Annotated in this window: 24 protein-coding genes; 12 read left to right on the forward strand and 12 right to left on the reverse strand. The window is 74.0% G+C overall.

Going from position 1 to position 23,512, the window contains the following annotated elements:
- Positions 1 to 13: 13 nt before the first annotated feature.
- The 3 genes from B9W62_RS03160 (at position 14) to B9W62_RS03170 (ending at position 2,728) form a co-directional block, all read left to right on the forward strand.
- On the forward strand, positions 14 to 697 hold the full coding sequence (locus B9W62_RS03160) for a DUF4230 domain-containing protein (RefSeq protein WP_087804967.1): 684 nt from the start codon (positions 14 to 16) through the stop codon (positions 695 to 697).
- A 102-nt stretch (positions 698 to 799) separates the two neighbouring features.
- Entirely contained in the window at positions 800 to 1,339 is a 540-nt protein-coding gene (locus B9W62_RS03165) for a VanZ family protein (RefSeq protein ID WP_087804969.1), read from the forward strand.
- Positions 1,340 to 1,471: 132 nt separating this feature from the next.
- The gene (locus tag B9W62_RS03170) at positions 1,472 to 2,728 is read left to right on the forward strand and encodes a glycoside hydrolase family 16 protein (RefSeq protein ID WP_087804971.1); all 1,257 of its coding nucleotides are present in this window, start codon (positions 1,472 to 1,474) and stop codon (positions 2,726 to 2,728) included.
- 61 nt (positions 2,729 to 2,789) lie between these two features.
- Here B9W62_RS03170 and B9W62_RS03175 read toward each other — a convergent pair whose 3' ends face one another.
- Positions 2,790 to 3,026, reverse strand: coding sequence for a hypothetical protein (locus tag B9W62_RS03175; RefSeq protein ID WP_087804972.1), 237 nt, complete (start codon positions 3,024 to 3,026; stop codon positions 2,790 to 2,792).
- Positions 3,027 to 3,186: 160 nt separating this feature from the next.
- On the opposite strand from B9W62_RS03175, the gene B9W62_RS03180 reads away from it, so the two are divergent.
- The 4 genes from B9W62_RS03180 to B9W62_RS03195 all read left to right on the forward strand — a co-directional run bounded on the left by B9W62_RS03180 (position 3,187) and on the right by B9W62_RS03195 (position 7,515).
- Entirely contained in the window at positions 3,187 to 4,218 is a 1,032-nt protein-coding gene (locus tag B9W62_RS03180) for a PHP domain-containing protein (protein WP_087804974.1), read from the forward strand.
- Positions 4,219 to 4,275: 57 nt separating this feature from the next.
- Positions 4,276 to 4,932 (forward strand): HAD family hydrolase, encoded by a 657-nt coding sequence (locus B9W62_RS03185; protein ID WP_087804976.1) that lies wholly within the window; start codon positions 4,276 to 4,278, stop codon positions 4,930 to 4,932.
- A gap of 46 nt (positions 4,933 to 4,978) precedes the next feature.
- Entirely contained in the window at positions 4,979 to 6,187 is a 1,209-nt protein-coding gene (locus B9W62_RS03190) for an FUSC family protein (protein ID WP_179235322.1), read from the forward strand.
- A 296-nt stretch (positions 6,188 to 6,483) separates the two neighbouring features.
- Positions 6,484 to 7,515 carry an SDR family oxidoreductase gene (locus B9W62_RS03195; protein WP_087804978.1) on the forward strand — a complete coding sequence of 344 codons (1,032 nt, stop codon included), beginning with the start codon at positions 6,484 to 6,486 and terminating at the stop codon, positions 7,513 to 7,515.
- Between the two features lie 48 nt (positions 7,516 to 7,563).
- On the opposite strand, the gene B9W62_RS03200 is transcribed toward B9W62_RS03195, so the two are convergent.
- Together B9W62_RS03200 and B9W62_RS03205 are read right to left on the reverse strand one after the other, a co-directional pair.
- Positions 7,564 to 7,917 carry a hypothetical protein gene (locus B9W62_RS03200; RefSeq protein ID WP_087804979.1) on the reverse strand — a complete coding sequence of 118 codons (354 nt, stop codon included), beginning with the start codon at positions 7,915 to 7,917 and terminating at the stop codon, positions 7,564 to 7,566.
- Between the two features lie 112 nt (positions 7,918 to 8,029).
- Entirely contained in the window at positions 8,030 to 9,319 is a 1,290-nt protein-coding gene (locus B9W62_RS03205; RefSeq protein WP_087804981.1) for an ROK family transcriptional regulator, read from the reverse strand.
- A gap of 200 nt (positions 9,320 to 9,519) precedes the next feature.
- Here B9W62_RS03205 and B9W62_RS03210 point away from each other — a divergent pair, with 200 nt between their 5' ends.
- From B9W62_RS03210 to B9W62_RS03225, 4 genes are all read left to right on the forward strand, one after another.
- A complete protein-coding gene (locus B9W62_RS03210; protein WP_087804983.1) occupies positions 9,520 to 10,014 on the forward strand; it encodes an FBP domain-containing protein in 495 nt (164 codons plus the stop codon).
- 105 nt (positions 10,015 to 10,119) lie between these two features.
- Positions 10,120 to 11,376, forward strand: coding sequence for an FUSC family protein (locus tag B9W62_RS03215; RefSeq protein ID WP_179235323.1), 1,257 nt, complete (start codon positions 10,120 to 10,122; stop codon positions 11,374 to 11,376).
- A gap of 61 nt (positions 11,377 to 11,437) precedes the next feature.
- Entirely contained in the window at positions 11,438 to 12,490 is a 1,053-nt protein-coding gene (locus tag B9W62_RS03220; protein WP_087804987.1) for a hypothetical protein, read from the forward strand.
- Positions 12,491 to 12,515: 25 nt separating this feature from the next.
- On the forward strand, positions 12,516 to 13,727 hold the full coding sequence (locus tag B9W62_RS03225) for a lactonase family protein (RefSeq protein WP_087804988.1): 1,212 nt from the start codon (positions 12,516 to 12,518) through the stop codon (positions 13,725 to 13,727).
- On the opposite strand, the gene B9W62_RS03230 is transcribed toward B9W62_RS03225, so the two are convergent.
- Together B9W62_RS03230 and B9W62_RS03235 are read right to left on the reverse strand one after the other, a co-directional pair.
- Positions 13,695 to 14,420 carry a DUF2470 domain-containing protein gene (locus tag B9W62_RS03230; protein WP_087804990.1) on the reverse strand — a complete coding sequence of 242 codons (726 nt, stop codon included), beginning with the start codon at positions 14,418 to 14,420 and terminating at the stop codon, positions 13,695 to 13,697. The genes B9W62_RS03225 and B9W62_RS03230 overlap by 33 nt on opposite strands.
- Before the next feature lie 108 nt (positions 14,421 to 14,528).
- A complete protein-coding gene (locus tag B9W62_RS03235; RefSeq protein ID WP_087804992.1) occupies positions 14,529 to 15,137 on the reverse strand; it encodes a TetR/AcrR family transcriptional regulator in 609 nt (202 codons plus the stop codon).
- A gap of 122 nt (positions 15,138 to 15,259) precedes the next feature.
- Here B9W62_RS03235 and B9W62_RS03240 point away from each other — a divergent pair, with 122 nt between their 5' ends.
- Positions 15,260 to 16,861: a cytochrome P450 gene (locus tag B9W62_RS03240; RefSeq protein ID WP_087804994.1), complete on the forward strand. Its 1,602-nt coding sequence runs from the start codon at positions 15,260 to 15,262 to the stop codon at positions 16,859 to 16,861.
- On the opposite strand, the gene B9W62_RS03245 is transcribed toward B9W62_RS03240, so the two are convergent.
- The 7 genes from B9W62_RS03245 to rhaS form a co-directional block, all read right to left on the reverse strand.
- Entirely contained in the window at positions 16,823 to 17,671 is an 849-nt protein-coding gene (locus tag B9W62_RS03245) for a pentapeptide repeat-containing protein (RefSeq protein WP_087804996.1), read from the reverse strand. The two genes, B9W62_RS03240 and B9W62_RS03245, sit on opposite strands and share 39 nt — an antisense overlap.
- A gap of 21 nt (positions 17,672 to 17,692) precedes the next feature.
- A complete protein-coding gene (gene sigJ, locus B9W62_RS03250) occupies positions 17,693 to 18,658 on the reverse strand; it encodes an RNA polymerase sigma factor SigJ (RefSeq protein WP_087804998.1) in 966 nt (321 codons plus the stop codon).
- Positions 18,659 to 18,662: 4 nt separating this feature from the next.
- Positions 18,663 to 19,406 carry a PIG-L deacetylase family protein gene (locus B9W62_RS03255; protein WP_087805000.1) on the reverse strand — a complete coding sequence of 248 codons (744 nt, stop codon included), beginning with the start codon at positions 19,404 to 19,406 and terminating at the stop codon, positions 18,663 to 18,665.
- A 77-nt stretch (positions 19,407 to 19,483) separates the two neighbouring features.
- Positions 19,484 to 20,785 (reverse strand): alpha/beta fold hydrolase, encoded by a 1,302-nt coding sequence (locus B9W62_RS03260; protein WP_087805002.1) that lies wholly within the window; start codon positions 20,783 to 20,785, stop codon positions 19,484 to 19,486.
- Between the two features lie 130 nt (positions 20,786 to 20,915).
- Positions 20,916 to 21,941, reverse strand: a complete 1,026-nt coding sequence (locus B9W62_RS03265) for a LacI family DNA-binding transcriptional regulator (protein ID WP_087805004.1) — start codon at positions 21,939 to 21,941, stop codon at positions 20,916 to 20,918.
- Positions 21,942 to 22,030: 89 nt separating this feature from the next.
- On the reverse strand, positions 22,031 to 22,351 hold the full coding sequence (locus B9W62_RS03270) for an L-rhamnose mutarotase (RefSeq protein ID WP_087805006.1): 321 nt from the start codon (positions 22,349 to 22,351) through the stop codon (positions 22,031 to 22,033).
- 26 nt (positions 22,352 to 22,377) lie between these two features.
- Positions 22,378 to 23,460, reverse strand: coding sequence for a rhamnose ABC transporter substrate-binding protein (rhaS, locus tag B9W62_RS03275; RefSeq protein ID WP_087805008.1), 1,083 nt, complete (start codon positions 23,458 to 23,460; stop codon positions 22,378 to 22,380).
- Positions 23,461 to 23,512: the final 52 nt, after the last annotated feature.

Consider the following 23,512-nt stretch of genomic DNA (forward strand, 5'->3'; position numbering starts at 1 on the left):
GAGGGCCGTCACCATGACGACTCCCGTCAAGAAGCCCACGAGTCCCGTCGAGAGGCCCGCGCGGCGCATGCCCGGCTGGGCGAAGGCGCTGACCGCGCTGGTGCTGGTGCTCGTCGTGCTGTTCGCCGGGCTGCGCCTGAGCGTCGTACCGGGGCTGAAGGACCTGTTCGGCTCCGAGACGCAGGACCGCTCGGGTCCGGCGCTGCTGAAGTCCGTCCAGGACATCAGCCGGTACGACGCCGCGTCGGGCAACTTCCAGGTCGTCGTGGACCTGGAGAAGGACGCCAAGTTCCTGCCCGACGCGATCCGCGGCACCCGCACCCTGTACGTCGGGGCGGGCACCGTCGACGCCTTCGTCGACCTGGGCAAGGTGGGCGAGGACGACGTGACGGTCGACGGCGGGCGGACCTCGGCCACGCTGCGGCTGCCGCACGCGGCGCTGGGCGAGCCCGCGCTCGACCCCGACCGCTCCTACGCGGTCTCCAAGCAGCGCGGGCTGCTCGACCGGCTCGGCGACCTGTTCTCGGACAACCCGAACGGCGAGCAGGCCGTGCAGAAGCTCGCCGCCCGGCACATCGGCGACGCGGCGAAGGACAGCGAGCTGAAGGCGCGGGCCGAGAGCAACACCACGGCCATGCTCCGGGGGCTGCTGACCTCCCTCGGCTTCGAGGAGGTGCGGGTGACGTACGGGACGTGAAACGGAGCCGAGCGGGTGCCGGGCGCGGCGCGCCGGGCATCCTCGGCGGATCGGCGGGTAACCGCCCTACCACGCGGGGAAGTTGACGACTGGAGGACCGACATGGCTCGTGCCGCCTCAGGGCCGCGTTCACGACCGCGCCCCCGCGCCGCCAAGGCGCGCGACGGCGACCCTCGCGAACGGCACACGCTCGCCCTGCCGTTGCGGCTGCTGGCGACGGCGTGCGCGTTCGTCTTCATGGTGGCGTTCGCGGTGGTGCTGGCGCGGCTGACCCTGCACCCCTCCCCCGCGTCCGAGGCCCTGACGCACACCAACCTGCACCCCGGCCGGTCACTGAGGGCCTATCTGGACCAGCCCGCCCTGCGCGACGCCGTCAAGCAGATCGGTGGGAACATCCTGCTCGGCGTGCCGTTCGGCGTCCTGGTCCCGGTCGTCGCCCCGCGCACGCGCGGGGTGCTGCGCGTGCTGCTGCTGACGGCCGTCGTGATGCTGCTGGTGGAGTCGGCCCAGGGCGCCCTGGTCACCGGCCGGGCCTTCGACGTCGACGACGTTATCCTCAACACCGCCGGGGCGCTGCTCGGTTACCTGCTCCTCGGCCGACGGATGAGCCGCACGGTGCACGCGCGCGGGGGTCGCGCCTGAGAGCGGTACATCTGGTCCGTACCAAGGTATTGACCGGCCCTTATCTCACTACTTGAATAAAGAGGCGACACCCCAACCCCCCCCCACCTCGGTCGGCGCCTTCGCGCAAGGCGCCGTACGGAAGGGAGAGCCGTGGCCCGCCCACGCCTGCTCCGCAGATGTCTCCTCGCCGCCGCCCTGTCCGCCGGGCTGGCCGCGTCCCTCGTGACCGGCCCCGCCCAGGCCGACCCGGACACCTCCCGGGCCGCCCGCACCGCGTCCTCCGCGGCTGCCGCCGTGGCCTTCTCCGACACCTTCGACGGCCCGGCCGGCGCGGCCGTCGACTCCTCGAAGTGGCAGATCGAGACCGGCGACAACGTCAACAACCACGAACGGCAGTACTACACGTCCGGCAACCGGAACGCGGCCCTGGACGGCCAGGGCCACCTCGTCATCACGGCCCGCAAGGAGAACCCGGCCAACTACCAGTGCTGGTACGGCACCTGCCAGTACACCTCGGCCCGGCTCAACACCTCGGGGAAGTTCACCGCGCAGTACGGCCACGTCGAGGCACGGATGAAGGTGCCGCGCGGGCAGGGCATGTGGCCCGCGTTCTGGATGCTGGGCACCCCGGTGAACTGGCCGGACTCCGGCGAGATCGACATCATGGAGAACGTCGGCTTCGAGCCCTCCACCGTGCACGGCACCCTCCACGGCCCCGGCTACTCCGGCGCGGGCGGCATCGGCGCCGGTTACACCCTGCCGGGCGGCCAGGCCTTCGCGGACGCCTTCCACACCTTCGCCGTCGACTGGGCGCCCGACTCGATCACCTGGTCGGTGGACGGCACCGTCTACCAGCGGCGCACCCCGGCCGACCTGGGCGGGAAGCAGTGGGTGTTCAACAGGCCGTACTTCCTGATCCTCAACCTGGCGGTCGGCGGCTACTGGCCGGGCGACCCGGACGGCTCCACGGTCTTCCCGCAGACCCTCGTCGTCGACCACGTGTCGGTGACGACCGGCGACTCCCCGGCCGGCGGCGCGATCCGGGGCCTGGCCGGCAAGTGCGTGGACGTCGCCGCCGCGAACACCGCCAACGGCACCCCCGTCCAGCTCTACGACTGCAACGGCACCGCCGCCCAGCAGTGGACGGTGGGCTCCGACGGCACGGTCCGGGCGCTGGGCAAGTGCCTCGACGTCAACGCCGGGGGCACCGCGGACGGCACCGTCGTCCAGCTGTGGGACTGCAACGGCAGCGCCGCCCAGCAGTGGGTCGTCACCGCCGCACGCGACATCGTCAATCCGCAGGCCGACAAGTGCCTCGACGTCACCGGCAACAACTCGGCCAACGGCACCCGGCTACAGATCTGGACCTGCACGGGCGGCGCCAACCAGAAGTGGACGGTCGGCTGACACACCGGGCGGGGCCGTGCCCGGGGCCGGGGCCTGTCCGGCGGATCATGCCGGACGGGTCCTAGCGGGGCGTCCAGGTGAACTTGTCCCCGCCCACCCAGCGGACCACGTCCGGGTCGTCCAGGTCGTGGACCGTGATGCCGAACGCGGCGGCGGCCTCCAGCACGTCGGTGACGGCCTTGGCCTCACCGACCACCTGGCCGTCGATTTCCACGATCCGGAACGGGGGCGGGCCCGGGTGCACTCCGAGCACCAGGATCCGCGGACTGCCGATGTGCGGGCTGTCGATCTCGGTCATGCCTAGAGGGTAGGCCGCAACCCGCGGGAGCGAGGACCCGGCCGGACTCCGCCACCGGCCCGGCCGCCCGGCTCATGGTGCGGGTCCCGGTGCTCTGGGGAACCCTGGACGTGCGGTGCAGGCCGGTGGGGACCGGCCGAGGTCGCACGAGGAGGTGGCGATGGACCCCGTCGAGGCGCTGGAGCGGATCGCGTTCCTCCTGGAGCGGGCCCAGGCGCCGACGTACCGCGTCCGTGCCTTCCGGACCGCGGCGGGGGTACTCGGCGCGCTGCCGGCCGCCGAGCTGCGCGAGCGGGCGGGATCGCTGGAGTCGCTCAAGGGGGTCGGGCCCAAGACGGCGCAGGTGGCGCGGGAGGCGCTGGACGGCCAGGTGCCCGGCTACCTCGCGAGGCTGGAGGGAGAGGCGGACACCCCGCTGGCCCAGGGCGGTGAACGGCTGCGGGAGCTGCTGCGCGGCGACTGCCATCTGCACTCGGACTGGTCGGACGGCGGCAGCCCGATCGAGGAGATGGGCCGGACGGCGGCGGCGCTCGGGCACGAGTGGGCGGCCCTGACCGACCACTCGCCGCGGCTGACGGTGGCCCGCGGCCTCTCCCCCGCGCGGTTGCGCGAGCAGCTGGACGTGGTGGCGGAGCTCAACACGACCTGGGCCCCGTTCCGCCTGCTGACCGGCATCGAGTGCGACATCCTCGACGACGGTTCCCTGGACCAGGAGCCGGAGCTGCTGGAGCGGCTCGACGTGGTGGTCGTGTCCGTGCACTCCAAGCTGCGGATGGACGCCCGCTCGATGACCCGCCGGATGGTGGCCGCCGTCCGCGATCCGCACGCGGACGTGCTCGGTCACTGCACCGGGCGGCTGCTGACCGGGCGGGGGCGGCCGGAGTCGGAGTTCGACGCGGACGAGGTCTTCGCCGCCTGCGCCGAGTCCGGCACGGCCGTGGAGATCAACAGCCGCCCGGAGCGGCTCGACCCGCCGCGCCGGCTGCTGCGCCGCGCGGTGGCGGCCGGCGTGCTGTTCTCCGTCGACACCGACGCGCACGCGCCCGGTCAGCTGGACTGGCAGATCCACGGGTGCGCGCGGGCCCAGGAGTGCGGGGTGCCCCCGGAGCGTGTGGTCACCACCTGGTCCCTGGACGAGCTGCTGGCCTGGACGCGGGAGGGCCGTACACCGTCCGGAGTGGCGGGCCGCTGACCTGGGTACCCGCCCGCCGATCCGCAGTCCACGGACCAACCACGAAGGGGACAGTGCATGCAACGGGCGGCCGTGTTCGACGTCGACGGAACCCTCGTCGACACCAATCACCTGCACGTGACGACCTGGTGGGAGGCGTTCCGGCAGGCGGGGCACCAGGTGCCGATGCATGCCGTCCACCGGGCCGTCGGCCTCGCCTCGGGCGACCTCGTCGCACGGCTGCTGGGCGAGGACCGGGACAAGGACCGCGACGGTGAGCTGAGCGCCGCCCACAAGGCACTGTACGGACAGTACTTCGACCGGCTGCCCGCGCTGCCCGGTGCCGGGGACCTGCTGCGCCGGCTGGCCGGCGACGGCTGGCAGGTGGTGCTGGCCACCTCGGCGGGCGGTGCGGAGCTGGGCGCGCTGCGGCGGGCCATCGACGCGGACGACGCGATCGCCGCCACCGCGAGCGCCGACGACGTGGACGCGGGCAAACCCGCGCCGGAGCCGGTCGAACACGCCCTGGAGCTCGCCGGGGTGCCGGCCGAGCGGGCCGTCTTCGTCGGCGACACCGTGTGGGACATGCGCGCGGGCAGCAGGGCCGGGGTGCGCTGCGTGGGCGTGCTATGCGGCGGTCTGCCCCGCGCCGATCTGACGGAGGCGGGCGCGGAGGCGGTCTACGCCGACCCGGCCGATCTGCTGGCCTCCCTGCGCGAAAGCCCGCTGGCATGAGTGACCCGACCCCGCCCCGCCCGCCCCGGCGGACACCCGGTACCGCATGAGCGCTGTGACACACACCCTCCGGGAGGCGATGAGGGGCCGGCGGCCCGTGGCCGCGGTGTGGTGGGAGGCGTGTGCCGTCGGACGAGCCGTCCGGGCCGCCTGGCGCCGGCCCGGACGGGAACGCGACCTGATCGTGCAGTCGCTGAAGGCCGCGGGCGCGGCGCTGATCGCGTGGGGCGTGGCGGGCGTGTGGCTGGACGACCCGATGGCCTTGATGGCGCCCTGGGTGGCGCTCGTCCTCGTGCAGGCCACCGTCTACAGCTCGGTGCGGCAGGCCGGGCAGCAGTTCGCGGCGATCTGCGTCGGCGCGCTGCTGGCGTCGGCGGCCCAGGCGATCACGGAGGACAACACCGGTGCGCTGGTGCTGTCGCTGCCGGTGCTGATGCTGGCGGCGAACTGGTCCCGTTTCGGCCGGCAGGGCATCTACGCGGCCACCACGGCGGTGTTCGTCCTGGCCTCCGGTACGGCGGTGTCGGCCGCCGCGGTCGGCCACCGGGTGGGGCAGGCGGCGCTCGGGGCGGTCATCGGCGTGGCGGTCAACGCCCTGGTGCTGCCCCCGATCCATCTGCGGGACGTACGGGAGAACCTCGCGGCGCTGGCCCGGGGGGCCGGCGACCTCCTGCACTCCGTCGCCACCGATCTGCGGGAGACCCGGTGGGACGCGCAGAGCGCGGCCGACTGGTCCCGGCAGGCCGCGTGGCTGGAGCGGCGACTGGACGCGCTGTACTCCGCCCGGTCGTGGAGCCGGGAGAGCCTGCGCCTGACGTCGGGCCCGCTGCGGCGGCTGCACCGCGGGCCCACGGTGGTACCGCCGGAGGACGAGGACCGGCGGTGGAGCCGGGTCACCGGGAACCTCACCGCGCTGACCCGGACCCTGGCGGTGGCGGCCGACGAGCAGCGTACGCCCGCACCGCCCGAGGGGCCGGTCCTCGACCTGTACGCACGCCTGCTGCGGCTGATCGGCGACGCCTGCCGCACCGAGGCGGGCCGGCTGGTGGGCGAGCGGGCCGGGGCCGGTCCGGAGGCCGCCACCGGGGCGACGATGGAGGAACTGCACCGACGGTTGCAGGAGGGGCTGCGGGAGCACGCCGGACAGGGCGCCGCGCGGACCGCGGTGCTCGGCACCCTGCTGCTGCAAGCGGAGAACCTGTGGGCCGAGGTCGTGCCCGAGCCGCACGAGCCCGACCGGCCGGCCGGGCAGTGACACACATCACCCCAAACCGCGACAGACGGTGGAACACCGGCCGGTCGTTCTCCGTTGAACAGACCGTGGGTACGGATGGGACAGTGTCCCCGGGCTCCACCTATTGCCCACAGGGACGATCGTTCGACTGAAGCCCTGTGGAGCGTCTCGCCGAGAGGCGACCGCCATCCGTACTCGCCCCGAGCCGCCCCGGCCGTGATTCCCCCGTCGCGGTCGGGGCTTCTCCATGCGTGCCCCTCCCGGGCTGCTGGGTACCCGGTGCTCTCCGCACGGCGAACGGCCGAGAGGAGCACAGGGTGAGCGGCGCAACGGGCAGCAGGATCGTGGTCACGGGTGCCACGGGCAACGTGGGCACCAGCGTGGTGCGGCTTCTCTCCGAGGATCCGGAGGTGGGGTCCGTGCTGGGGCTGGCCCGGCGGATCCCCGGCTGGTCGCCCGCGAGGACGGAGTGGGCCGCGGTCGACCTGGCCTCCGAGCAGACCGACCTGGCCGGCCACTTCGCCGGGGCCGACGCCGTCGTCCATCTGGCCTGGGCCTTCCAGCCGACGCACGACCCGGCGACGACCTGGCGCACGAACGTCCTCGGCTCCATCCGGGTCTTCGAGGCGGTGGCCGCGGCCGGGGTGCCTGCGCTGGTGCACGCCTCGTCGGTCGGCGCGTACTCGCCGGGGCCGAAGAACCACGCGGTGGACGAGTCCTGGCCGACGCACGGCTGGCCGGACGCCGCGTACTGCCGGGAGAAGGCCTACCTGGAACGGACGCTGGACACCTTCGAACGCGACCACCCGGGGATCCGGGTGGTGCGGATGCGGCCGGCCTTCCTCTTCAAGCGGGAGTCGGCCAGCGAGCAGCGCAGGATCTTCGGCGGACGGTTCCTGCCGGGCCCGGCGGCCCGTGTGGAGCTGCTGCCGTTCCTGCCGGACATCCCCGGTCTGCGGGTGCAGGCGCTGCACACGGACGACGCCGCCCACGCCTACCGGCTGGCGGTGCGCTCCGGGGACGCCCGGGGCGCGTTCAACCTCGCGGCCGAACCGCCGGTGGACGCCGAGTTGCTGGGTGAGCTGATCGGGGTGCGTCCGGTCCGGCTGCCGCGCACCGCGGCCCGCTCGGCGGTCGCCGCCGCCTGGGGGATGCGGCTGCTGCCCGCCTCGCCGCATCTGTTCGACGCGGTGCTGCGGCTGCCGCTCATGGACTGCACACGGGCACGGGTGGAGCTGGGCTGGCGGGCGACGCGCACGGCCACGGAGGTGCTGGAGGAGTTCCTGCGGGGCCTGCGTCAGGGCGCGGGCGCGGACACGGAGCCGATGCGCGGGCGCAAGGTGGGCTGAGCCGGGACGGAGCCGAGCGCCGGCCGCGCATCGGCTCCCTTGGCCGCCTCAGCCGGAGGGCTCGTCGGGCACCGGGTGCTCGGGGTGTACGGCACCCGAGTGCGGCGCGCCCCGCCGGCCCGTGCCCGCCTCGTCGGTGTCGGGCACGTCGGGCACGGGCCCGGTCTCCGCGTCGCCGGCGCCTTCCCCGTCGCCCTCAGAGCGTTCACCCTCGGAGCTTTCGCTCTCGGAGCCTTCGTTCTGGGCGCCTTCGTCCTTCGGTCCCTGCCGGTGCTCGCGCTGCTCGCGGGTGGGCGAGGCGGCCTCCCACGGATCGTCGTGGTCGCCGGCCTGCTGGTCCGGCATGTCGCGCGGCACGGGGGCACCGTTCTCCCCCGGTCCCTCGTGGCGGTGGTCGGACACGGCGCGCTCCTTTCCGCGGCTCTGCTGCTCCTTGCGGCGCCCGACGGTCGTACGAGATCGTCCGGCGCTCTTCGCAGCGACGTCGGGTACCTCCACGGCGAGCGGCGAAACCTCAGTGCGGAGCCCGCTCCTCGAGCGCCGTGCGCCAGGCGGGGACCGGGTATTCCGGGGCCGGCTCGGGGCGCCTGCCGCCTCGCGCGAAGAAGTCGGCCAGGGGCAGGATCGCGGCGCCGACGGTGACGGCGTCGGGGCCGAGCCGCCCGAGGTCGACGGTCACCTTCTGGGCGGGGTGGCGCAATGCGTACGACACCGCGTGGCGCCGTACCGCGGGCAGGAAACGGGTACCGAGCTGGAGGCCGGCCCAGCCGCCGATGAGGATGCGCTCCGGCTGGAAGAGGTTGATCAGGTCGGACAGACCGGCGCCCAGGTACTCGGCGGTCTCCTCCAGGACGGCGAGCGCGACCGGGTCGGCCGCCCCGCCGTCGGCCGGGTACGCGGCGGCGAGCATCGCGGTCAGGGCGGTCTCCTCGTCGGTGCCCTCCGGCACCCGGCCGTCCTCCTCCCGCCAGCGGGCCAGCAGCGACTCGGCACCCGCGTACGCCTCCAGGCAGCCGAGTGCTCCGCAGCGGCAGCGGCGGCCCCTGACCCGCACGGTCAGGTGCCCCCACTCGACCGCCCGGCCCTGCTCGACCTCGGGGGTGACGAGACTGGCGCCGACCCCGGAGCCGAAGAGGACCACGACCGCGTTGCGCGCGCCGCGGCCGGCGCCGAACCACATCTCGGCCTGGCCCAGGGTCTTGGCCCCGTTGTCGATGAGGTAGGGGACGGTGTCGGGCAGCGGTGAGCCGGCGCGCAGCAGGGCCTCCAGCGGGACCGCGTCCCAGCCGATGGTCTGGCCGTGCACCACGGCACCGCGGTCGGCGGTGTGCTCCACGATGCCGGGGACGCCGATCCCGGCGCCGAGCAGCCGCTCGGGCGGGAGTCCGGCCGCGGCCAGCACCTCGGCGACGCCCTCGCGGATGTGCCCGACGATGACGTCGACGTCGTAGCGCTGCGGGGCCAGCGGGCGTTCGGCGCGGGCGAGTTCGGTGAGCGTCAGGTCGAACAGCTCGACCCGCACCCGGGTCTCGCCGACGTCCACGCCGATCATGTGGCCGCTGCCGGGGGCCACGCGCAGCAGGGTGCGCGGGCGGCCGCCGTCGGAGTCGACGCTGCCGGCCTCCTCCACCAGTCCGTCGGCGACCAGGTCGGCGACCACGTTGCTGACGGAGCCGGAGCTGAGTCCGGTCGCCGGGCCCAGCTCGAAGCGGCTGAGCGGTCCGTCGAAGTAGAGCCGTTGCAGTACGGCCGTACGGTTGCCCCTCCTGAGGTCGCGCACCGTGCGTCCGTTCCGCCCCGCCATGTGGTTCCTCCCGTACGTGCCCGGTCTGCAAGATACCTCTGCGGTACGACCGTACGCGACTTCCCTTCGCACTTAATTCATGCTATGAACTCGCCCCTTCGAAATCCGGTGGCATCTCGCCCCGTAGGCTATTTAGGCTAGGTGGAAACCTAGAGCCCCTAGGTTGATCCAGGTTCCCACAGAACAGGCGGTGGCTTCCCATGAGAGCACTCGACGAGCAGGACGTCCGCGGCTCCTTCATCAACTGCTCCAAGGGCGAGGCCAAGCGCCTGGCCGTCCCCCGCGACCTGGACGAGCGCCCCTGGGACGACCTCGACTTCCTCGGCTGGCGGGATCCCGGGGCGCCCGACCGCAGCTACCTGGTCGCCGACCTCGACGGGCGCCTCACCGGTGTGGCGCTGCGCTTCCAGCCGGCGAGGAGCGGCTACTTCCAGCGCAGCATGTGCGCGCTGTGCCTGACCACCCACCCCCGGGGCGGGGTGTCGCTGATGACGGCGCGCAAGGCCGGAGCGGCCGGCCGCGAGGGCAACTCGGTGGGCCTGTACATGTGCACCGATCTCGCCTGTTCCCTGTACCTGCGGGGCAGGAAGGTCTCGCAGAGCGGTGCCCGATTCGAGGAGAGCCTCACCCTGGACGAGCAGGTCGCCCGGGCGCTGGGCCATCTGTCCGCGTTCGTCGCCAAGGTGACCGGCTGACCCGTCCGGCGGCGCCCGGCGCGTGAGAGGGGCCCGGCCGCCCGCGTCCGGCTACCGTCCTGATCGGACACGTTCGAGGCGCCTGCGGAAGGGAACAGCCCGAGGATGCGGGATGTGCTGGAGGCCGCGAGGACGGCTCTGCGGCGGGTGAAGTGGCTGCGGGACCCCATGGTCGTACAGGCCCTGCGCTCTGCCGCCGCGGCTTCGATCGCCTATGTCATCGCGGTGCGGCTGAGCCCCGACAAGTCGGCGGCGCCGCTCACCGCGCCCCTGACCGCGCTGCTGGTCGTCCAGGTCACCCTGTACGCCACGCTGAAGATGAGCTTCCGCCGGGTGAACGCCGTGGTCGCGGGTGTCCTGGTCGCCATCGCCTTCAGTCAGCTGGTCGGGCTGAGCTGGTGGAGCCTGGCCCTGATCATCGTGGCGGCGCTGGGGGTCGGGCACCTGGTGCGCGCCGAGGAGTTCACCGCCGAGGTGGCGATCAGCGCGATGCTGGTGCTCGGCGTCACCTCGCACGGGAGCCTGGCGTGGGCCCGGGTGGTGGAGACGCTGATCGGGGCGATCGTCGGGCTCGTCTTCAACCTGATCCTCGCGCCTCCGGTGTGGGTGGAGCAGGCCGGCGAGTCCGTCGTGGGGCTGGCCCGGCAGGTGCGGCAACTGCTGCTGCGCATGGGCGAGGAGGCGGCCGGCAGCACGCCGTTCCACGAGGCGGCGGCCCGGCTGCACGAGGCGCGCCGGCTCGACCACGACATCGGCGAGGTGGACGAGGACCTGCGCCAGGCCGAGGACAGTCTGCGGTTCAACCCCCGGGTGCGCGAGGGGCTGCTGCACCGGGTCGTGCTGCGCACCGGCCTGGACACCCTGGAGATCTGCACGGTGGTCATGCGGGTCCTCGCGCGCAGCTTCACCGACCTGGCCAAGGAGCGGGAGCCGGAGCCCCTGTTCGCGCCGGAGACGGGCGCCGCGATCCAGCAGCTGCTGTCCGAGATCGCCGACGCCGTGGTGAGCTTCTCGGTGCTGGTCACCAGCAACGCGAGCGAGAACGCCGAGTCCGCGGAGGAGCGCCTCACCGCCGAGCTGCGCCAGGCCGCGGCCACCCGGGACAGGCTGGCCGACCTGCTGCTCGAGGAGGTCCGGCGCGACGCGACACAGTGGCAGCTGCGGGGCGCGGTGCTGGCCGAGGTGAACCGGATCATCGACGAGATGGACACCGAGCACCGCTCGCGCCGGCTCCTGGAGGAGCTGGACCGCCACACGCGCGAGCAGCGCGAGCGCATGCCGCGGCTCACCCGGCTGCGGGACCGGGTGCGGGCCGCGCTGCGCAGGCGGAACCGCGGCACCGCCGCCCGGCGTTCCCCTTGAGGAACGACGAACGACGCGCGGCCGACGACGACGCGTGAACGGCGAATGAGGGGGCGTTCGGATGAGCGACACCAGTGTGCGGATCGACGGGAACCGGCTGACCCTGCCCGGTGGCGCGACGGTCCGCTTCGTACGCACCCTGCGGCTGCCGGAGACGGGCACGCATCCGCTGCCGCCCGGGCTCGGCGAGTTCCCGGTCCGCCGGGTCTCCGACTACGCCGACAGCGTGCCCGAGGCATGGCGGGCGCGGGGCGGCGTGATGCTGCCGGTGTACCTGCGGGAGGCCATGTGGCTGAGTTTCGCGGGCACGCGCGAGCCCGCCGCGCTCCAGGTGGGGGTGGGCAAGGTGTGCGCCGTCTCGGGCAGGCCCTGGAGCGACCGGCTGTCCCGGGATCCGCAGAACTACGTGGTGCTTCCCCGCCAGCCCTGGCTGGACGGCATCAACTCCGGCGCCGGCACGGTCCGTCAGTTCGTGGCGGTGCCGCTCGGCATGGGGGCCACCGTCGAGGGCCAGGTCACCGGTGAGGAGGTCTGGGGCGGCGTCCAGTTGCAGGCGTTCACCCTGGGCGACGCGGAGCTGGCGCGCTGGCGCGAGGAGGAGCGGCGCCGTACGGAGACGGCCCGCAGAGCGGCCCGTTCGGGCGGGGCCCTCGGCGCTCCGGCACCGATGTCGGCACCGGCCGCCCCGGGCGCGGCCCCGGGCTACGGCGGTGCGCCCCGGGCCCGGTCGGCGCCCGCCATGGGGCTCGGCGTCGGCGGCTCCATGCGCCAGGAGGTGTACCGCGACGAACGGCCGCTGACGGACTGGGCGGAGCGGCCGGCGGGCCGGGTCTTCGTGCACCTGGTGACGCCGCCCGAGTGGCGCCGCATCACGGGCGAGGCCCCGCCGCCGTCCCCCGTGGACCGGGCCGCCTACACCCGGGCCGGCCTGCCCTGGTACGACTACTACGACCAGGACGCGCACGATCTCGCACCCACCGGACCGCTCCGGGACGTGCAGCCGGTCGGGGACTGGATCGGCGACGACCACGAGCCGTGGCAGCCGCCCGCGCCCCACCAGGTCCACCCGCTGGGGGACGCGCCGGGCAAGCCGGTGCAGGACGGGGACTGGTAGCGGCGGACCGGCACGGGAGGGCCGTATGAACACTGACGGATGGAGCAGACGACGCTTCGTCGGCCTGCTCGCCCGCACGGCCACCGCGACCGCGGCCCTCCCCGCGACAGCGGCGTGCGGCGGGGCGGGTGGGGCGCAGGCTCCGTCCTCGCCGCCCGTCGCGTCCCGGGCGAGCGGCGGGGCGTCGGGCAGGGAGCAGGGGCCCTCCGGCCCGCGCCCGCTCCTCCTGGGCACCTACACCTCCGCCGAGGGAGGCGGCAAGGGCATCGGGCTCGCCGCGTACGAACCCGGCACCGGCCGGATCACCGGCCACGGCCTCCTCGCCGAGGTCGACGACCCCTCGTACCTGGCGGTGCATCCCGACGGCCGGACCCTGTACGCGGTCGGCGAGCGCGAGGAGGGGGCGGTGACCGCCGTCCGGCTGTCGGACCGCAAGGTGCTGGGCAGCCGGAGCACCGGCGGCGCGGCCCCCTGCCACCTGTCGGTGCACCCCGGCGGGCGCTGGCTGTTCAGCGCCAACTACGGCTCGGGAAGCGTCGCCGTGCACCCGGTCGACGCCTCGGGCGCGCTGGGCGAGCGCACCCACCTGGTCACCCACTCCACTCCCCCGCCGGGCCCGGGACGGCAAGGCCCGCATGCCCACCAGGTCGTCACCGCGCCGGACGGGGACCATGTCCTCGCCGTGGACCTGGGCACGGACACCGTGTACACCTACCGCCTGGACGAGGGCGCGGGGACCCTCACGGAGGTCGCGCGGGCACGCACCCGGCCGGGCGCCGGACCCCGGCACCTCACCTTCCACCCCGGCGGACGCCACGCCTATCTCGCCAACGAACTCGACGACACGGTCGCGGTCTGCGCGTACGACCCGGGGACGGGACGTCTGACCGTCGGCGAGGCGCAGTCCACCGGGGCGGGACCGGGCACCAACCACCCGGCGCAGCTCCTGGTCACGGCGGACGGCGGGTACGCCTTCCTCGCCAACCGGGGGCACGACAGTCTCGCCCGGTACGCGGTGGAGGCGCAGGGCGCGCGGCTCCGGCTGCTCGGGACGGTACCGGTGGGCGGCGACTTCCCCCGGCACATCGCCTTCTCCCCGGACGGCGGGCTGCTGTTCGCGGCCAACCAGCACTCCGGCACCGTCACCGTGTTCCGCGTCAGCGCGGACGACGGCGAACTGCGCCCGGCGGGCGAGCCGTTCGCCTCACCCGTCGCCGTCTGTGCGCTGCCGCTGTAGCGCCCGGGGGCAGGAGGCGGCGCCCGCCTGGGCGAGCAGCACGTGCACCCGCTCCGTGAGCTGCGCGATCTCGTCGGCGGGCGCGTGGAACGGCAGGCGTACGTCGCCGTGGTCACGGATCCGTTCGATGCGCAGGGTCAGTCCGTGCCGGTCGACGGCGAGCGGCCGCACCCGGACCGCGCCGTGCAGGCTCTCCGGGTCGACGAGCCGGGTCAGCCGCTGCACGGCGTCGCCGTGGCAGTCGGCGAGATGGGTCAGCAGCCGCGCCTCGGCCAGGGCCAGCGGATCGGGCGCGGCGGCGGTGAACTCGTCGACGTCGACCACGACGGCACCCGACGGCCGGCGCAGCACCACCCGGGTGGGCCGGAAGGCCAGGTGCCCGTCCGCCACGGCGAACCAGCCGGCGAGCCAGAGCCGGGCCCTGATCCGGCCGCGCACCGGGACGGGCGCCACGTCGGCGAACTCCAGCACGGCGGACGGCTCCCCGCGGGGCGCGCACACCGCCGCCGCGAGCAGGGCGCTGTCCTCGGGCACGTGCAGGAGCACCCGGCCGTCGTCGGTCACGGTGTGCGCGCCGACGAACTCCTCCCGGCCGCCCTCCGCGGTCACCGCGCAGGACCAGGCGGCGGCGAGCATGGAGCGGGCCTGCTCCGCCGCGGCGGGCGCGGCCGTCCAGGTGTGGCTGTCACCCATCCCAACCTCCGTTCAGCAATTCATTAGGTAAGGCTCACCTAACCTATCGGAGATCGGGGAGCGCGCCAACCACCACACCTCCTCGAACCGGTGCCCGCACGGGCGCCCTCAGGGCGCGATGGCCCCCAGCAGAGCCCGCGCGCACAGATCCCGCACCTGCTCGCGGGCGGGTTCGGGGTCCCGCAGCCACTCCAGGCAGACCGCGGTGGTGAAGGCAAGCCAGCCGCGCACCGCGAGGCGTACGTCGCCGCGCTCCTCGAAGGCCGGGCCGAACTCCGGGTCCGCGGCCAGGGCGGCGAGGATCTGCCGCTCCTGCGCGGCGAGCGCCTGCCGGTAGACGCGGCGCACCGCACGGTCGCCGGCCGCGTCGGCGCGGTGGAAGGCCCGGTAGCCGTGAGCGTGGGCGCGCACGTACTCCAGGTAGGCGTCCAGGCCCGCGGCCAGTTGCTCGCGGACCGGGACGCCGGGCACGGCCGCCGTCATCCGCAGCATGCGCGCGCTCTCCCGCTCGACGACCGCCGCGAAGAAGTCCCGCTTGTTCGGGAAGTAGTGGTACAGCAGCCCGCGGGAGACCCCGGCGATCTCGGCGACCTGCTCGATCCAGACCTCGTCGTACGGGCTCTCCGAGAACAGCCGCGCGCCCACCGAGAGCAACTGCTCCCGGCGCTCGGCGGTGCTGAGCCGGCGGCGGGTGCGCTCGCCCTGGTTCGCGGCCATGCCCGCACCTTACTTGACGCCGGTTCAACAACGGGACGAGACTGAGGCGCGTTATTGAACCCATGTACAACATGCTCGCCTCGGCTCGTGCAACACGCCGCTGCGTCAAGGGAGATCTCGTCATGGCCCAGACAGCGAGGGAAACGGCCCGGGACGGACTGCCGAAGGGCTTCCGCAGCGCCGAGCTGGGCTGGCCCGAACTGCACCGCATCCCGCACCCCCCGTACCGGCTGCCCCTGCTCGGGGACGTCGTGGGCGCGAGCAGGCGCACCCCGATGCAGGACTCGCTGCGGTACGCGCGGCGGCTGGGGCCGATATTCCGGCGCCGGGCCTTCGGCAAGGAGTTCGTGTTCGTGTGGGGCGCCTCGCTGGCCGCCGACCTGGCGGACGAGGCGCGGTTCGCCAAGCACGTGGGCCTGGGCGTGGCCAACCTGCGGCCGGTGGCCGGGGACGGGTTGTTCACGGCGTACAACCACGAGCCCAACTGGCAGCTCGCGCACGACGTGCTGGCGCCCGGGTTCAGCCGTGAGGCGATGGCCGGGTACCACGTGATGATGCTGGACGTGGCCGCGCGGCTCACCGAGCACTGGGACCGGGCCGAGGCCTCGGGCCGGACGGTGGACGTGCCCGGCGACATGACCAAGCTGACGCTGGAGACCATCGCGCGCACCGGTTTCGGACACGACTTCGGCTCCTTCGAACGCCCCCGCCTCCACCCCTTCGTCACCGCCATGGTGGGCACGCTCGGCTACGCGCAGCGCCTCAACACCGTGCCCGCGCCGCTCGCCCCCTGGCTGCTGCGCGCGGCGAGCCGTCGCAACGCCGCCGACATCGCCTACCTGAACCGCACGGTCGACGACCTCGTCCGCGCACGCCGGGCGGCCGACGGCGGGGACACCGCCGGCGACCTGCTCGACCGGATGCTGGAGACGGCCCACCCGGAGACCGGTGAGCGGCTGTCGCCCGAGAACGTCCGCCGCCAGGTCATCACCTTCCTCGTCGCCGGGCACGAGACCACCTCGGGCGCGCTCTCCTTCGCCCTGCACTACCTGGCGCGGCACCCCGAGGTCGCGGCCCGGGCCCGCGCCGAGGTGGACCGGGTGTGGGGCGGCACCGAGGCGCCCGGCTACGAGCAGGTGGCCAGGCTGCGTTACGTGCGCCGGGTCCTCGACGAGTCGCTGCGGCTGTGGCCGACCGCCCCCGGCTTCGCGCGGGAGGCCCGCGAGGACACGGTGCTGGGCGGCAGGTACCCGATGCGGCGCGGGGCCTGGGCGCTGGTGCTCACCGGCATGCTGCACCGCGATCCCGAGGTGTGGGGCCCGGACGCCGAGCGGTTCGACCCGGACCGCTTCGAGGCGAAGGCCGTACGGGCGCGCGCCCCGCACACCTTCAAGCCGTTCGGCACGGGGGCGCGGGCGTGCATCGGGCGGCAGTTCGCGCTGCACGAGGCGACACTGGTCCTCGGGCTGCTGCTGCGCCGCTACGAGCTGCGGCCCGAGCCCGGCTACCGGCTGCGGGTGACCGAGCGGCTGACGCTGATGCCGCAGGGGCTGCGCCTGCACCTGGACCGGCGGACCGCCGCCGGGTCCGGCCGCGCTCCCCGCACGGACGACGCCGGGAAGGCCGGGGGGACCGGCGAGGCCGCGGACGCCGGGGGCACCGCGGACACCCGGGGCACCGCCCGCTCAGAGCCCCGCTGTCCAGTGCACCGGGCGGGAGACTGAGTCCGGCAGCATGGTCCCGGGGCCGCCCCTGGCCGCGTTGACCTGCGGCTGGGTCAGGAAGAAGGCGCCCGTCAGATCGGCGTCGGTCAGGTCGGCGTCGCGCAGGTCCGCGCCGATCAGGTCGGCGCCCCGCAGGTCCGCGCCGGTGAGGTCGGCGGCGATGAGGTAGGCCCCGCGCAGGTCGGCCCCGGCGAGGTCGGCACCCCTGAGGCGGGCGCCCATCAGGTCGGCGTTGCGGCGCTTCTTCCCGCGGCCGCGGGTCCCGGCCCGGACCAGCTCGCTGGTGCGCAGCAGCAGTACGTTGACCCGCTGCCGGTGCGCGGCCACGTCGAGGGCGGCCAGCTCCTCGGGGGTCCCCCCGGCGAGGCGTTCGGTGCCGGCGAGGGCCTCGCGCAGGTCGGCGTGGACCGGGCGGGCGGCGGGCAGGGTCAGTGCCTCGGTCAGGTACCAGAGCAGCTCGTGCAGTTGGCGGACGACCGGGAACACGTCGAACATGCGGCGGGCCCGCTCCGGCGGGCCGGTGCGCCAGTCGCCGCCGCCGAAGGTGACCTGCGAGACCCGCTGTCCGGCGCCGAAGCAGTCGTAGACCGTGCAGCCGCTGAAGCCCCGTTCCCGCAGCGTCGCGTGGATGCCGCAGCGGTGGTCGGTGCGGAGGTTCGCGCAGGGCGTGCCGGCGTCCTTGTCGATCGCGAAGTCCGCCGAGCGGGCGAACGGCAGGGCCACGCAGCACAGGCCGAAGCAGCTCGCGCAGTCGCCGCGCAGTTCGGCCCGGGCCCGGGCGTCCGTCCGGTCCGCCGTGTGTTCTCCCATGTCGTCGAGGATACGGGCCGGTCAGGCCTCCAGTGCGGACAGGTCCAGCCTGGCCAGCCGCTCCGGGTCGGACAGGATGTACAGGCCCGTGATGAGGCCGTCGGCGACGGTGACGCAGGTGACCGAGACCGGGCGGCCCTCGGACACGGCGACGGTGCCGACCGCGCCGTTGACCAGGACGACGCGGGCGAGAGGGGCGAGGTGGCGGAAGTGGAACGCCCCGGTGGCGACCGTCCGCGCGCCCCGCACCACCTTGGACGCCGCCACGCCCCGGGCCAGTGCGCCGGCATCGGCGCGCAGCACGACGTCCGGGTGGAGGACGGACACCAGGGCCTCGAAGTCACCGGCGCGGCTGGCGGCGAGGAACGCCTCGACCACCCGGCGCTGGCGGGCGAGGTCCGGTTCGGCGGCGGGGGTGGCGTCGCGCACCCGGCGGCGGGCCCGGCTGGCGAGCTGCCGGGTGGCGGCCGGGGTGCGCTCGACGACCGGTGCGATGTCGTCGAAGGGCACGGCGAACATGTCGTGCAGGACGAACGCCAGCCGCTCGGCCGGTTCCAGCATCTCCAGGACCACCAGCAGGGCGATGCCCACCGAGTCGGTGTGCAGGGCCTCCGCCTCCGGGTCGGCCCGGGGCAGGCTCCGCAGCACGGGGTCCGGCACGAAGGTGTCGAAGCCCTCGGTCATGGGCTCCTCGCGCCGTGCGGTGCGCGAGCGCAGCAGGTCCAGGCAGATCCGGCCGGTCACCGTGGTCAGCCAGGCGCCGAGGTTGTCGATGCCGTCGCCGCCGGAGCGGTCGAGCCGCAGCCAGGCCTCCTGGACGGCGTCCTCCGCCTCGGCCAGTGAGCCGAGCATGCGGTAGGCGACCGCCCCGAGCTGCCCGCGGTGCTCCTCGAACCGCTCCGCCAGCCGCTCCTGTCCCCGCGCGTCGCGCGTGTCCTGCGCGTCCCGCACGTCCCGCTCCCGCCGCACGCCCCGCTCCCCCGCCATCCCGCTACCGTCCGAAGACTTCGAAGGTCACCGCCGGCCGCCCGCCGAACCGCTCCCCGGCGGCCGTGGCGAAGCCGGTGAGGAAGCCGCGCACGTACGTCTCCGGGTCCTCGTCGGTCAGCACCTCGATGTAGGTGCGGTGTTCGAGCAGCGAGCGCACCGCCCGCTCCAGCCCCGGGGTGGCGTCCACGGCGTGGGTGGGCGAGGAGGACCCGGCGACCGCGACCCAGCGCACGCCGTTCCAGGGTTCGAGACCCTGCTCGGTCAGCTCCGGGAAGATCCACCGGTTGCCGGCGTCGGCCGCCGCGTCGAGCGTGGCGCGGCCGACGGCGACGTGGTCGGGGGTGTTCCAGGCGACGCCGCCCCAGGTGTCCCGGTGGTTCATGGTGATGACCAGTTCGGGCCGGTGGCGGCGGATCGCGGCGGCGATGTCGCGGCGCAGCGCGGTGCCGTACTCGATGACACCGTCTCGGTGGTCGAGGAACTCCACCTCGCTCACCCCGACGACCGCGGCGCTCGCCCGCTGCTCCCGCTCACGCAGCGGGGCGCACTCGTCGGGCGGCAGCGTGTCGATGCCGGCCTCGCCCCTGGTCGCGAGGACGTAGGCGACCTCGCGGCCCTCGTCGGTCCAGGCCGCGATCGCCGCCGAGCAGCCGTACTCGAGGTCGTCCGGGTGGGCCACCACGGCGAGGGCGCGGCGCCAGTCGCCGGGCATGGGCTCCAGTTGTGTGACCGTCGGCTCCGTCATGCCCGCACACTAACCCGGGCCGGCGGCGTCCCACCCGGATTTCCGCCGCGGGCCCCGGCGCCCGCCCCGCGCCTTGCTCAGGCCTCGTCGCGGGCCAGCGCGAGCAGCCGGTCCAGGACCCGGGGGCCGCCGGCCCGTACGCCGTCGTGCTCGAACTCGTCGGTGACCCAGGTGCGCAGGCCCCGGATCGCGCGGGCGGTGGTCAGCGAGTGGGCGGTGTCGACGTACATGTCGTCGTGGTAGACGACCGCGGCGGCCGGGACCTCGTTGGCGGCGAGGCGGGCCGGGTCGTACTGCGGCGTCCAGTCGGTGCGGGCGGCGAGCAGTTCGGCCGTCTCGCGCAGCGGGCGCAGGGCCGGGTCGCAGTCGAACATCCAGGGGTGGATGGTCTCGCCGGTGAAGAGCAGCGGTTCGTCGCCCGCGAGGGCCTTGGCGGCGTCGAAGCGCGGGAACTCGGCACGCACCCGCTCGGCGGACCAGTCGGTGGGCCGGGCGTCCTGGCCGTAGATGGCCTCGTGGACCAGGGCGTACAGCGGGCGGCCGGCGTACGACAGCAGGCCCTGCGCCTGCTCCTGGAAGGCGTCGGAGAGCTCGTGTCCGTTCGGGGTGCGGACGAAGGCGTCCTCCAGCAGGAAGTGCAGCCGGTGGCTGCCCTCGCCGCCGCCGAGCATGATGCCGAGGGACTGGAAGGCCTCCACGGTGAGGCGGTAGCCGTTCGGCAGGACCACGTCGTGGGTCAGCAGGTGGTCGGCGATGCGGCGGGCGCGCTCGATGTCCTGCGGATAACGGGCGTAGTGCGCGACGACCTTGCGCTCGATGCGCGGGTAGGCGGCCCGGTAGACGTCGTCCGCGTGGGCGTCCAGGGAGGGCAGGCCGCCGGTGATCAGGGCGGCGCTCACGCCCTCGGGGGCCAGCGACAGGTAGGCGACGGTGCAGAAGCCGCCGAAGCTCTGGCCGAGGACGGTCCAGGGGGCGCCGCCGGTGACCTGGGGGCGGATGGCCTCGCAGTCGCGGACGATGGCGTCGGCGCGGAAGTGCGCGAGATAGTCGGCCTGCTCGGCGGGGCCGCCGCGCAGCGGGAGCGTCTGGCGGTTGGCCGGGGTGGAGGCGCCGGTGCCGCGCTGGTCCAGGAGCAGGACGCGGTACTCCTTGAGGGCGCGCCCGAACCAGGCGGGGCGGCCGACGAAACGGTCCGCCTTGCCGCCGGGGCCGCCCTGGAGGTAGATGAGCCAGGGCAGGTCCTGGTCGGCCTTGTCGCTCGCGACGGCCTCGCGGGCGTACAGCTCGATCGTCTCCCCGGTGGGGTCGGCGTGGTCGAGGGGCACGGTGAAACGGCGGTCGGTGAGGACGACGCCTGGCTGGCGGTAGCTGACGCTCAAGGGGTCTCCCGGGGCGGTCGGATCTCACGGCCGATTCTTTCGGCCATGTCCCAGTTCAGCACACCGTCCTGCGGCAGCCGACCCCCGGGATCATGAAATCGTTTCGGACGACGAGCCACTGAACGGCCGGTCAGCGGGCGGCGAGACTGGAGCGCCGCACCACCAGCTCCGGCTGGAGGACGACCCGCCGGTGCGGATGGGTGCGGTCCGTGCCCTCCAGCTCGGTCTCCTCCAGGAGCAGTTCGGCGGCCATGGCGCCCATGGTGACGGCGGGCTGGCGCACGGAGGTGAGCGGGACGGCCGCGGCGGCGGCGAACTCGATGTCGTCGTAGCCCACGATCGCCAGGTCGTCGGGGACGCCGACCCCGGCGGCGTACATGGCCTGGAGGACGCCGAGGGCGAGCAGGTCGTTGGCGCAGAAGACGGCGGTCGGCCGCTCGGCGAGGCCCAGCAGGCGGGCGCCGGCGTCCCGGCCCGCGGCGACGTCGAGGCGCTCGGTGGGCAGTTCGCGCAGTGCCTCGGGGCCGAACCCGGCCTCGGCCAGCGCGGTGAGGGCGCCGGTGCGGCGGTCGCGCACCTGGTTGAGGCCGGGCGGGCCGCTGACGTACGCGATGGAGCGGTGGCCGGCGTCCACGAGGTGGCGCACGGCCAGCGCGCCGCCCGCGACGTCGTCGACGGAGACGGAGCACTCGGTGGTGCCGTCGGCGACCCGGTCGACCAGGACGAAGGGGATGTTGTGGCGCCGGAAGCCCTCGATGTTGCGGCCGGTGGCGTCGGCGGGGGTGAGCAGGACGCCCCGGACCCGCTGCTCGGCGAAGAGCGAGAGGTACTCGGCCTCCTCCCCCGGGTTCTGCGCGCTGTTGCAGACCATCACGCCGAGCCCGGCCTCGCGGGCGGCCCGCTCGGCACCGCGGGCGACGTCGACGAAGAACGGGTTGCCCATGTCCAGGACGAGCAGCCCCATGATGCGGCTGCGGCCGGCGCGCAGCTGGCGCGCGGACTCGCTGCGGACGTAGCCCAGCCGGTCGATCGCGGACAGCACCCGCGCGCGGGTCTCGGTCGCGACGGTGTCGGGGCGGTTGATGACGTTGGAGACCGTGCCCACGGAAACTCCGGCGGCGCGGGCGACGTCCTTGATACCCACGGAATGGGCCATCGGGCAGGGACCTCCGAGGTCGAGTGGGTGTGGGGGGGCGGCCGCGGGACCTTCACACAGTACCCGGACCGCCCCCTGCGGGGCCTGAGTCAGGCGAGGTGGAACACCTCGGTGAGGGGTTTCATCGCCTCGTCGGGGCGTTCCCCGTCGAGCGACTCGAACAGCGGGCCCATCTCCGCCTGCCAGCGGGCGTTGACCTCGGTGGCCTCCATGCCGGCCCGGGCGGCGGCGAAGTCCTCGGTCTCCAGGTAGCCGACGAGCAGGCCGTCGTCGCGCAGGAAGAGCGAGTAGTTGTGCCAGCCGGTGGCGGAGAGCGCCTCGCACATCTCCGGCCACACCGCGGCGTGGCGTTCGCGGTACTCGGCGATGCGGTCCCTGCGGACCTTGAGCAGGAAACAGACGCGCTGCATGGACTGCCGCTCCCGTACGTTCGTGACTAGAAGTCGAACTGGTCGACGTTGTCGGCGGTGAACACGGTCGGCTTGCCGAGGTCGATCACACCGTCCTTGCCGATGGTGTACTCGCCCATGGCGCCGGCCTTGAAGGTCTCGCCCTCCTTGCCGGTGATCTGCCCGGAGGCCAGGGCGACGGCGGTGCGCGCGGCCAGCTCGCCGAGCTTGGCCGGGTCCCACAGCTCGAACGCCTCGACGGTGCCGTTCTTGACGTACTTGCGCATGTCGTTGGGGGTGCCGAGGCCGGTCAGCTTGACCTTGCCCTTGTACTTGGAGCCGGACAGGTACTGGGCGGCGGCCTTGATGCCGACGGTGGTCGGGGAGATGATCCCCTTCAGGTTCGGGTGCTCCTGGAGCAGGCCCTGGGTCTGCTGGAAGGACTTCTGGGCGTCGTCGTCGCCGTAGGCGACCTTGACCAGCTTGATGTCCTTGTACTTCGGGTCCTTCAGCTCGTCCTTCATGATCTCGATCCAGGCGTTCTGGTTCGTCGCGGTCTGCGCGGCGGACAGGATCGCGATCTCGCCCTTGTTGCCGATCTGCTCGGCCATCTGCTGCACCTGGGTGCGGCCGATGTCGTCGGCGGAGGCCTGGGAGATGAAGGCGTTGCGGCACTCGGGGTTGGTGTCCGAGTCGTAGGTGACGACCTTGATGTCGTTCTTCATCGCCTGCTTGAGCGCGGTGCACAGGGCGCCGGGGTCCTGCGCGGAGACGGCGATGGCGTCGACCTGCTGCTGGGTGAGCGTGTTGACGTAGGAGACCTGGCCGGCGGTGTCGGTGCCGCTGGAGGTGCCGACCTCCTTGTAGCTGGAGCCCAGCTCCTTGAGGGCCTTCTCGCCGCCCTTGTCGGCGACGGTGAAGTAGGGGTTGTTGACCTGCTTGGGCAGGAAGCCGACGGTCAGTCCCTTCTTCGTCTCGGCGTTGGGGTCGGCCTTGCCCGCCGTGGCGGCCTTGCCGCCCTCGTCCTTGACGTCCTCCTTCGTGGTGCCGCCGCAGGCCGTGGCGGCCAGGGCGAGGGAGGTGACGGCGGCGAGGGCCGCGCAGGTACGGCGAATGGACGACGTGCGCATGGTGGGTTCCTTACGAGGGTGGACGGAGCCGGTGACGGGGTTGGGTCCTGTC

It is taken from the genome of Streptomyces sp. CS113 (genome assembly GCF_002188365.1).
Lineage (GTDB): Bacteria > Actinomycetota > Actinomycetes > Streptomycetales > Streptomycetaceae > Streptomyces > Streptomyces tendae.

What these genes read in the sequence shown, in the direction of transcription:
- B9W62_RS03160 (WP_087804967.1), top strand. Translation starts at nt 14, where the DNA reads ATGACGACTCCCGTCAAGAAGCCCACGAGTCCCGTCGAGAGGCCCGCG.
- B9W62_RS03165 (WP_087804969.1), top strand. Translation starts at nt 800, where the DNA reads ATGGCTCGTGCCGCCTCAGGGCCGCGTTCACGACCGCGCCCCCGCGCC.
- B9W62_RS03175 (WP_087804972.1), bottom strand. Translation starts at nt 3,026, where the DNA reads ATGACCGAGATCGACAGCCCGCACATCGGCAGTCCGCGGATCCTGGTG.
- B9W62_RS03180 (WP_087804974.1), top strand. Translation starts at nt 3,187, where the DNA reads ATGGACCCCGTCGAGGCGCTGGAGCGGATCGCGTTCCTCCTGGAGCGG.
- B9W62_RS03185 (WP_087804976.1), top strand. Translation starts at nt 4,276, where the DNA reads ATGCAACGGGCGGCCGTGTTCGACGTCGACGGAACCCTCGTCGACACC.
- B9W62_RS03190 (WP_179235322.1), top strand. Translation starts at nt 4,979, where the DNA reads ATGAGCGCTGTGACACACACCCTCCGGGAGGCGATGAGGGGCCGGCGG.
- B9W62_RS03205 (WP_087804981.1), bottom strand. Translation starts at nt 9,319, where the DNA reads ATGGCGGGGCGGAACGGACGCACGGTGCGCGACCTCAGGAGGGGCAAC.
- B9W62_RS03210 (WP_087804983.1), top strand. Translation starts at nt 9,520, where the DNA reads ATGAGAGCACTCGACGAGCAGGACGTCCGCGGCTCCTTCATCAACTGC.
- B9W62_RS03215 (WP_179235323.1), top strand. Translation starts at nt 10,120, where the DNA reads ATGCGGGATGTGCTGGAGGCCGCGAGGACGGCTCTGCGGCGGGTGAAG.
- B9W62_RS03220 (WP_087804987.1), top strand. Translation starts at nt 11,438, where the DNA reads ATGAGCGACACCAGTGTGCGGATCGACGGGAACCGGCTGACCCTGCCC.
- B9W62_RS03225 (WP_087804988.1), top strand. Translation starts at nt 12,516, where the DNA reads ATGAACACTGACGGATGGAGCAGACGACGCTTCGTCGGCCTGCTCGCC.
- B9W62_RS03230 (WP_087804990.1), bottom strand. Translation starts at nt 14,420, where the DNA reads ATGGGTGACAGCCACACCTGGACGGCCGCGCCCGCCGCGGCGGAGCAG.
- B9W62_RS03235 (WP_087804992.1), bottom strand. Translation starts at nt 15,137, where the DNA reads ATGGCCGCGAACCAGGGCGAGCGCACCCGCCGCCGGCTCAGCACCGCC.
- B9W62_RS03240 (WP_087804994.1), top strand. Translation starts at nt 15,260, where the DNA reads ATGGCCCAGACAGCGAGGGAAACGGCCCGGGACGGACTGCCGAAGGGC.
- B9W62_RS03245 (WP_087804996.1), bottom strand. Translation starts at nt 17,671, where the DNA reads ATGGGAGAACACACGGCGGACCGGACGGACGCCCGGGCCCGGGCCGAA.
- sigJ (WP_087804998.1), bottom strand. Translation starts at nt 18,658, where the DNA reads ATGGCGGGGGAGCGGGGCGTGCGGCGGGAGCGGGACGTGCGGGACGCG.
- B9W62_RS03255 (WP_087805000.1), bottom strand. Translation starts at nt 19,406, where the DNA reads ATGACGGAGCCGACGGTCACACAACTGGAGCCCATGCCCGGCGACTGG.
- B9W62_RS03265 (WP_087805004.1), bottom strand. Translation starts at nt 21,941, where the DNA reads ATGGCCCATTCCGTGGGTATCAAGGACGTCGCCCGCGCCGCCGGAGTT.
- B9W62_RS03270 (WP_087805006.1), bottom strand. Translation starts at nt 22,351, where the DNA reads ATGCAGCGCGTCTGTTTCCTGCTCAAGGTCCGCAGGGACCGCATCGCC.
- rhaS (WP_087805008.1), bottom strand. Translation starts at nt 23,460, where the DNA reads ATGCGCACGTCGTCCATTCGCCGTACCTGCGCGGCCCTCGCCGCCGTC.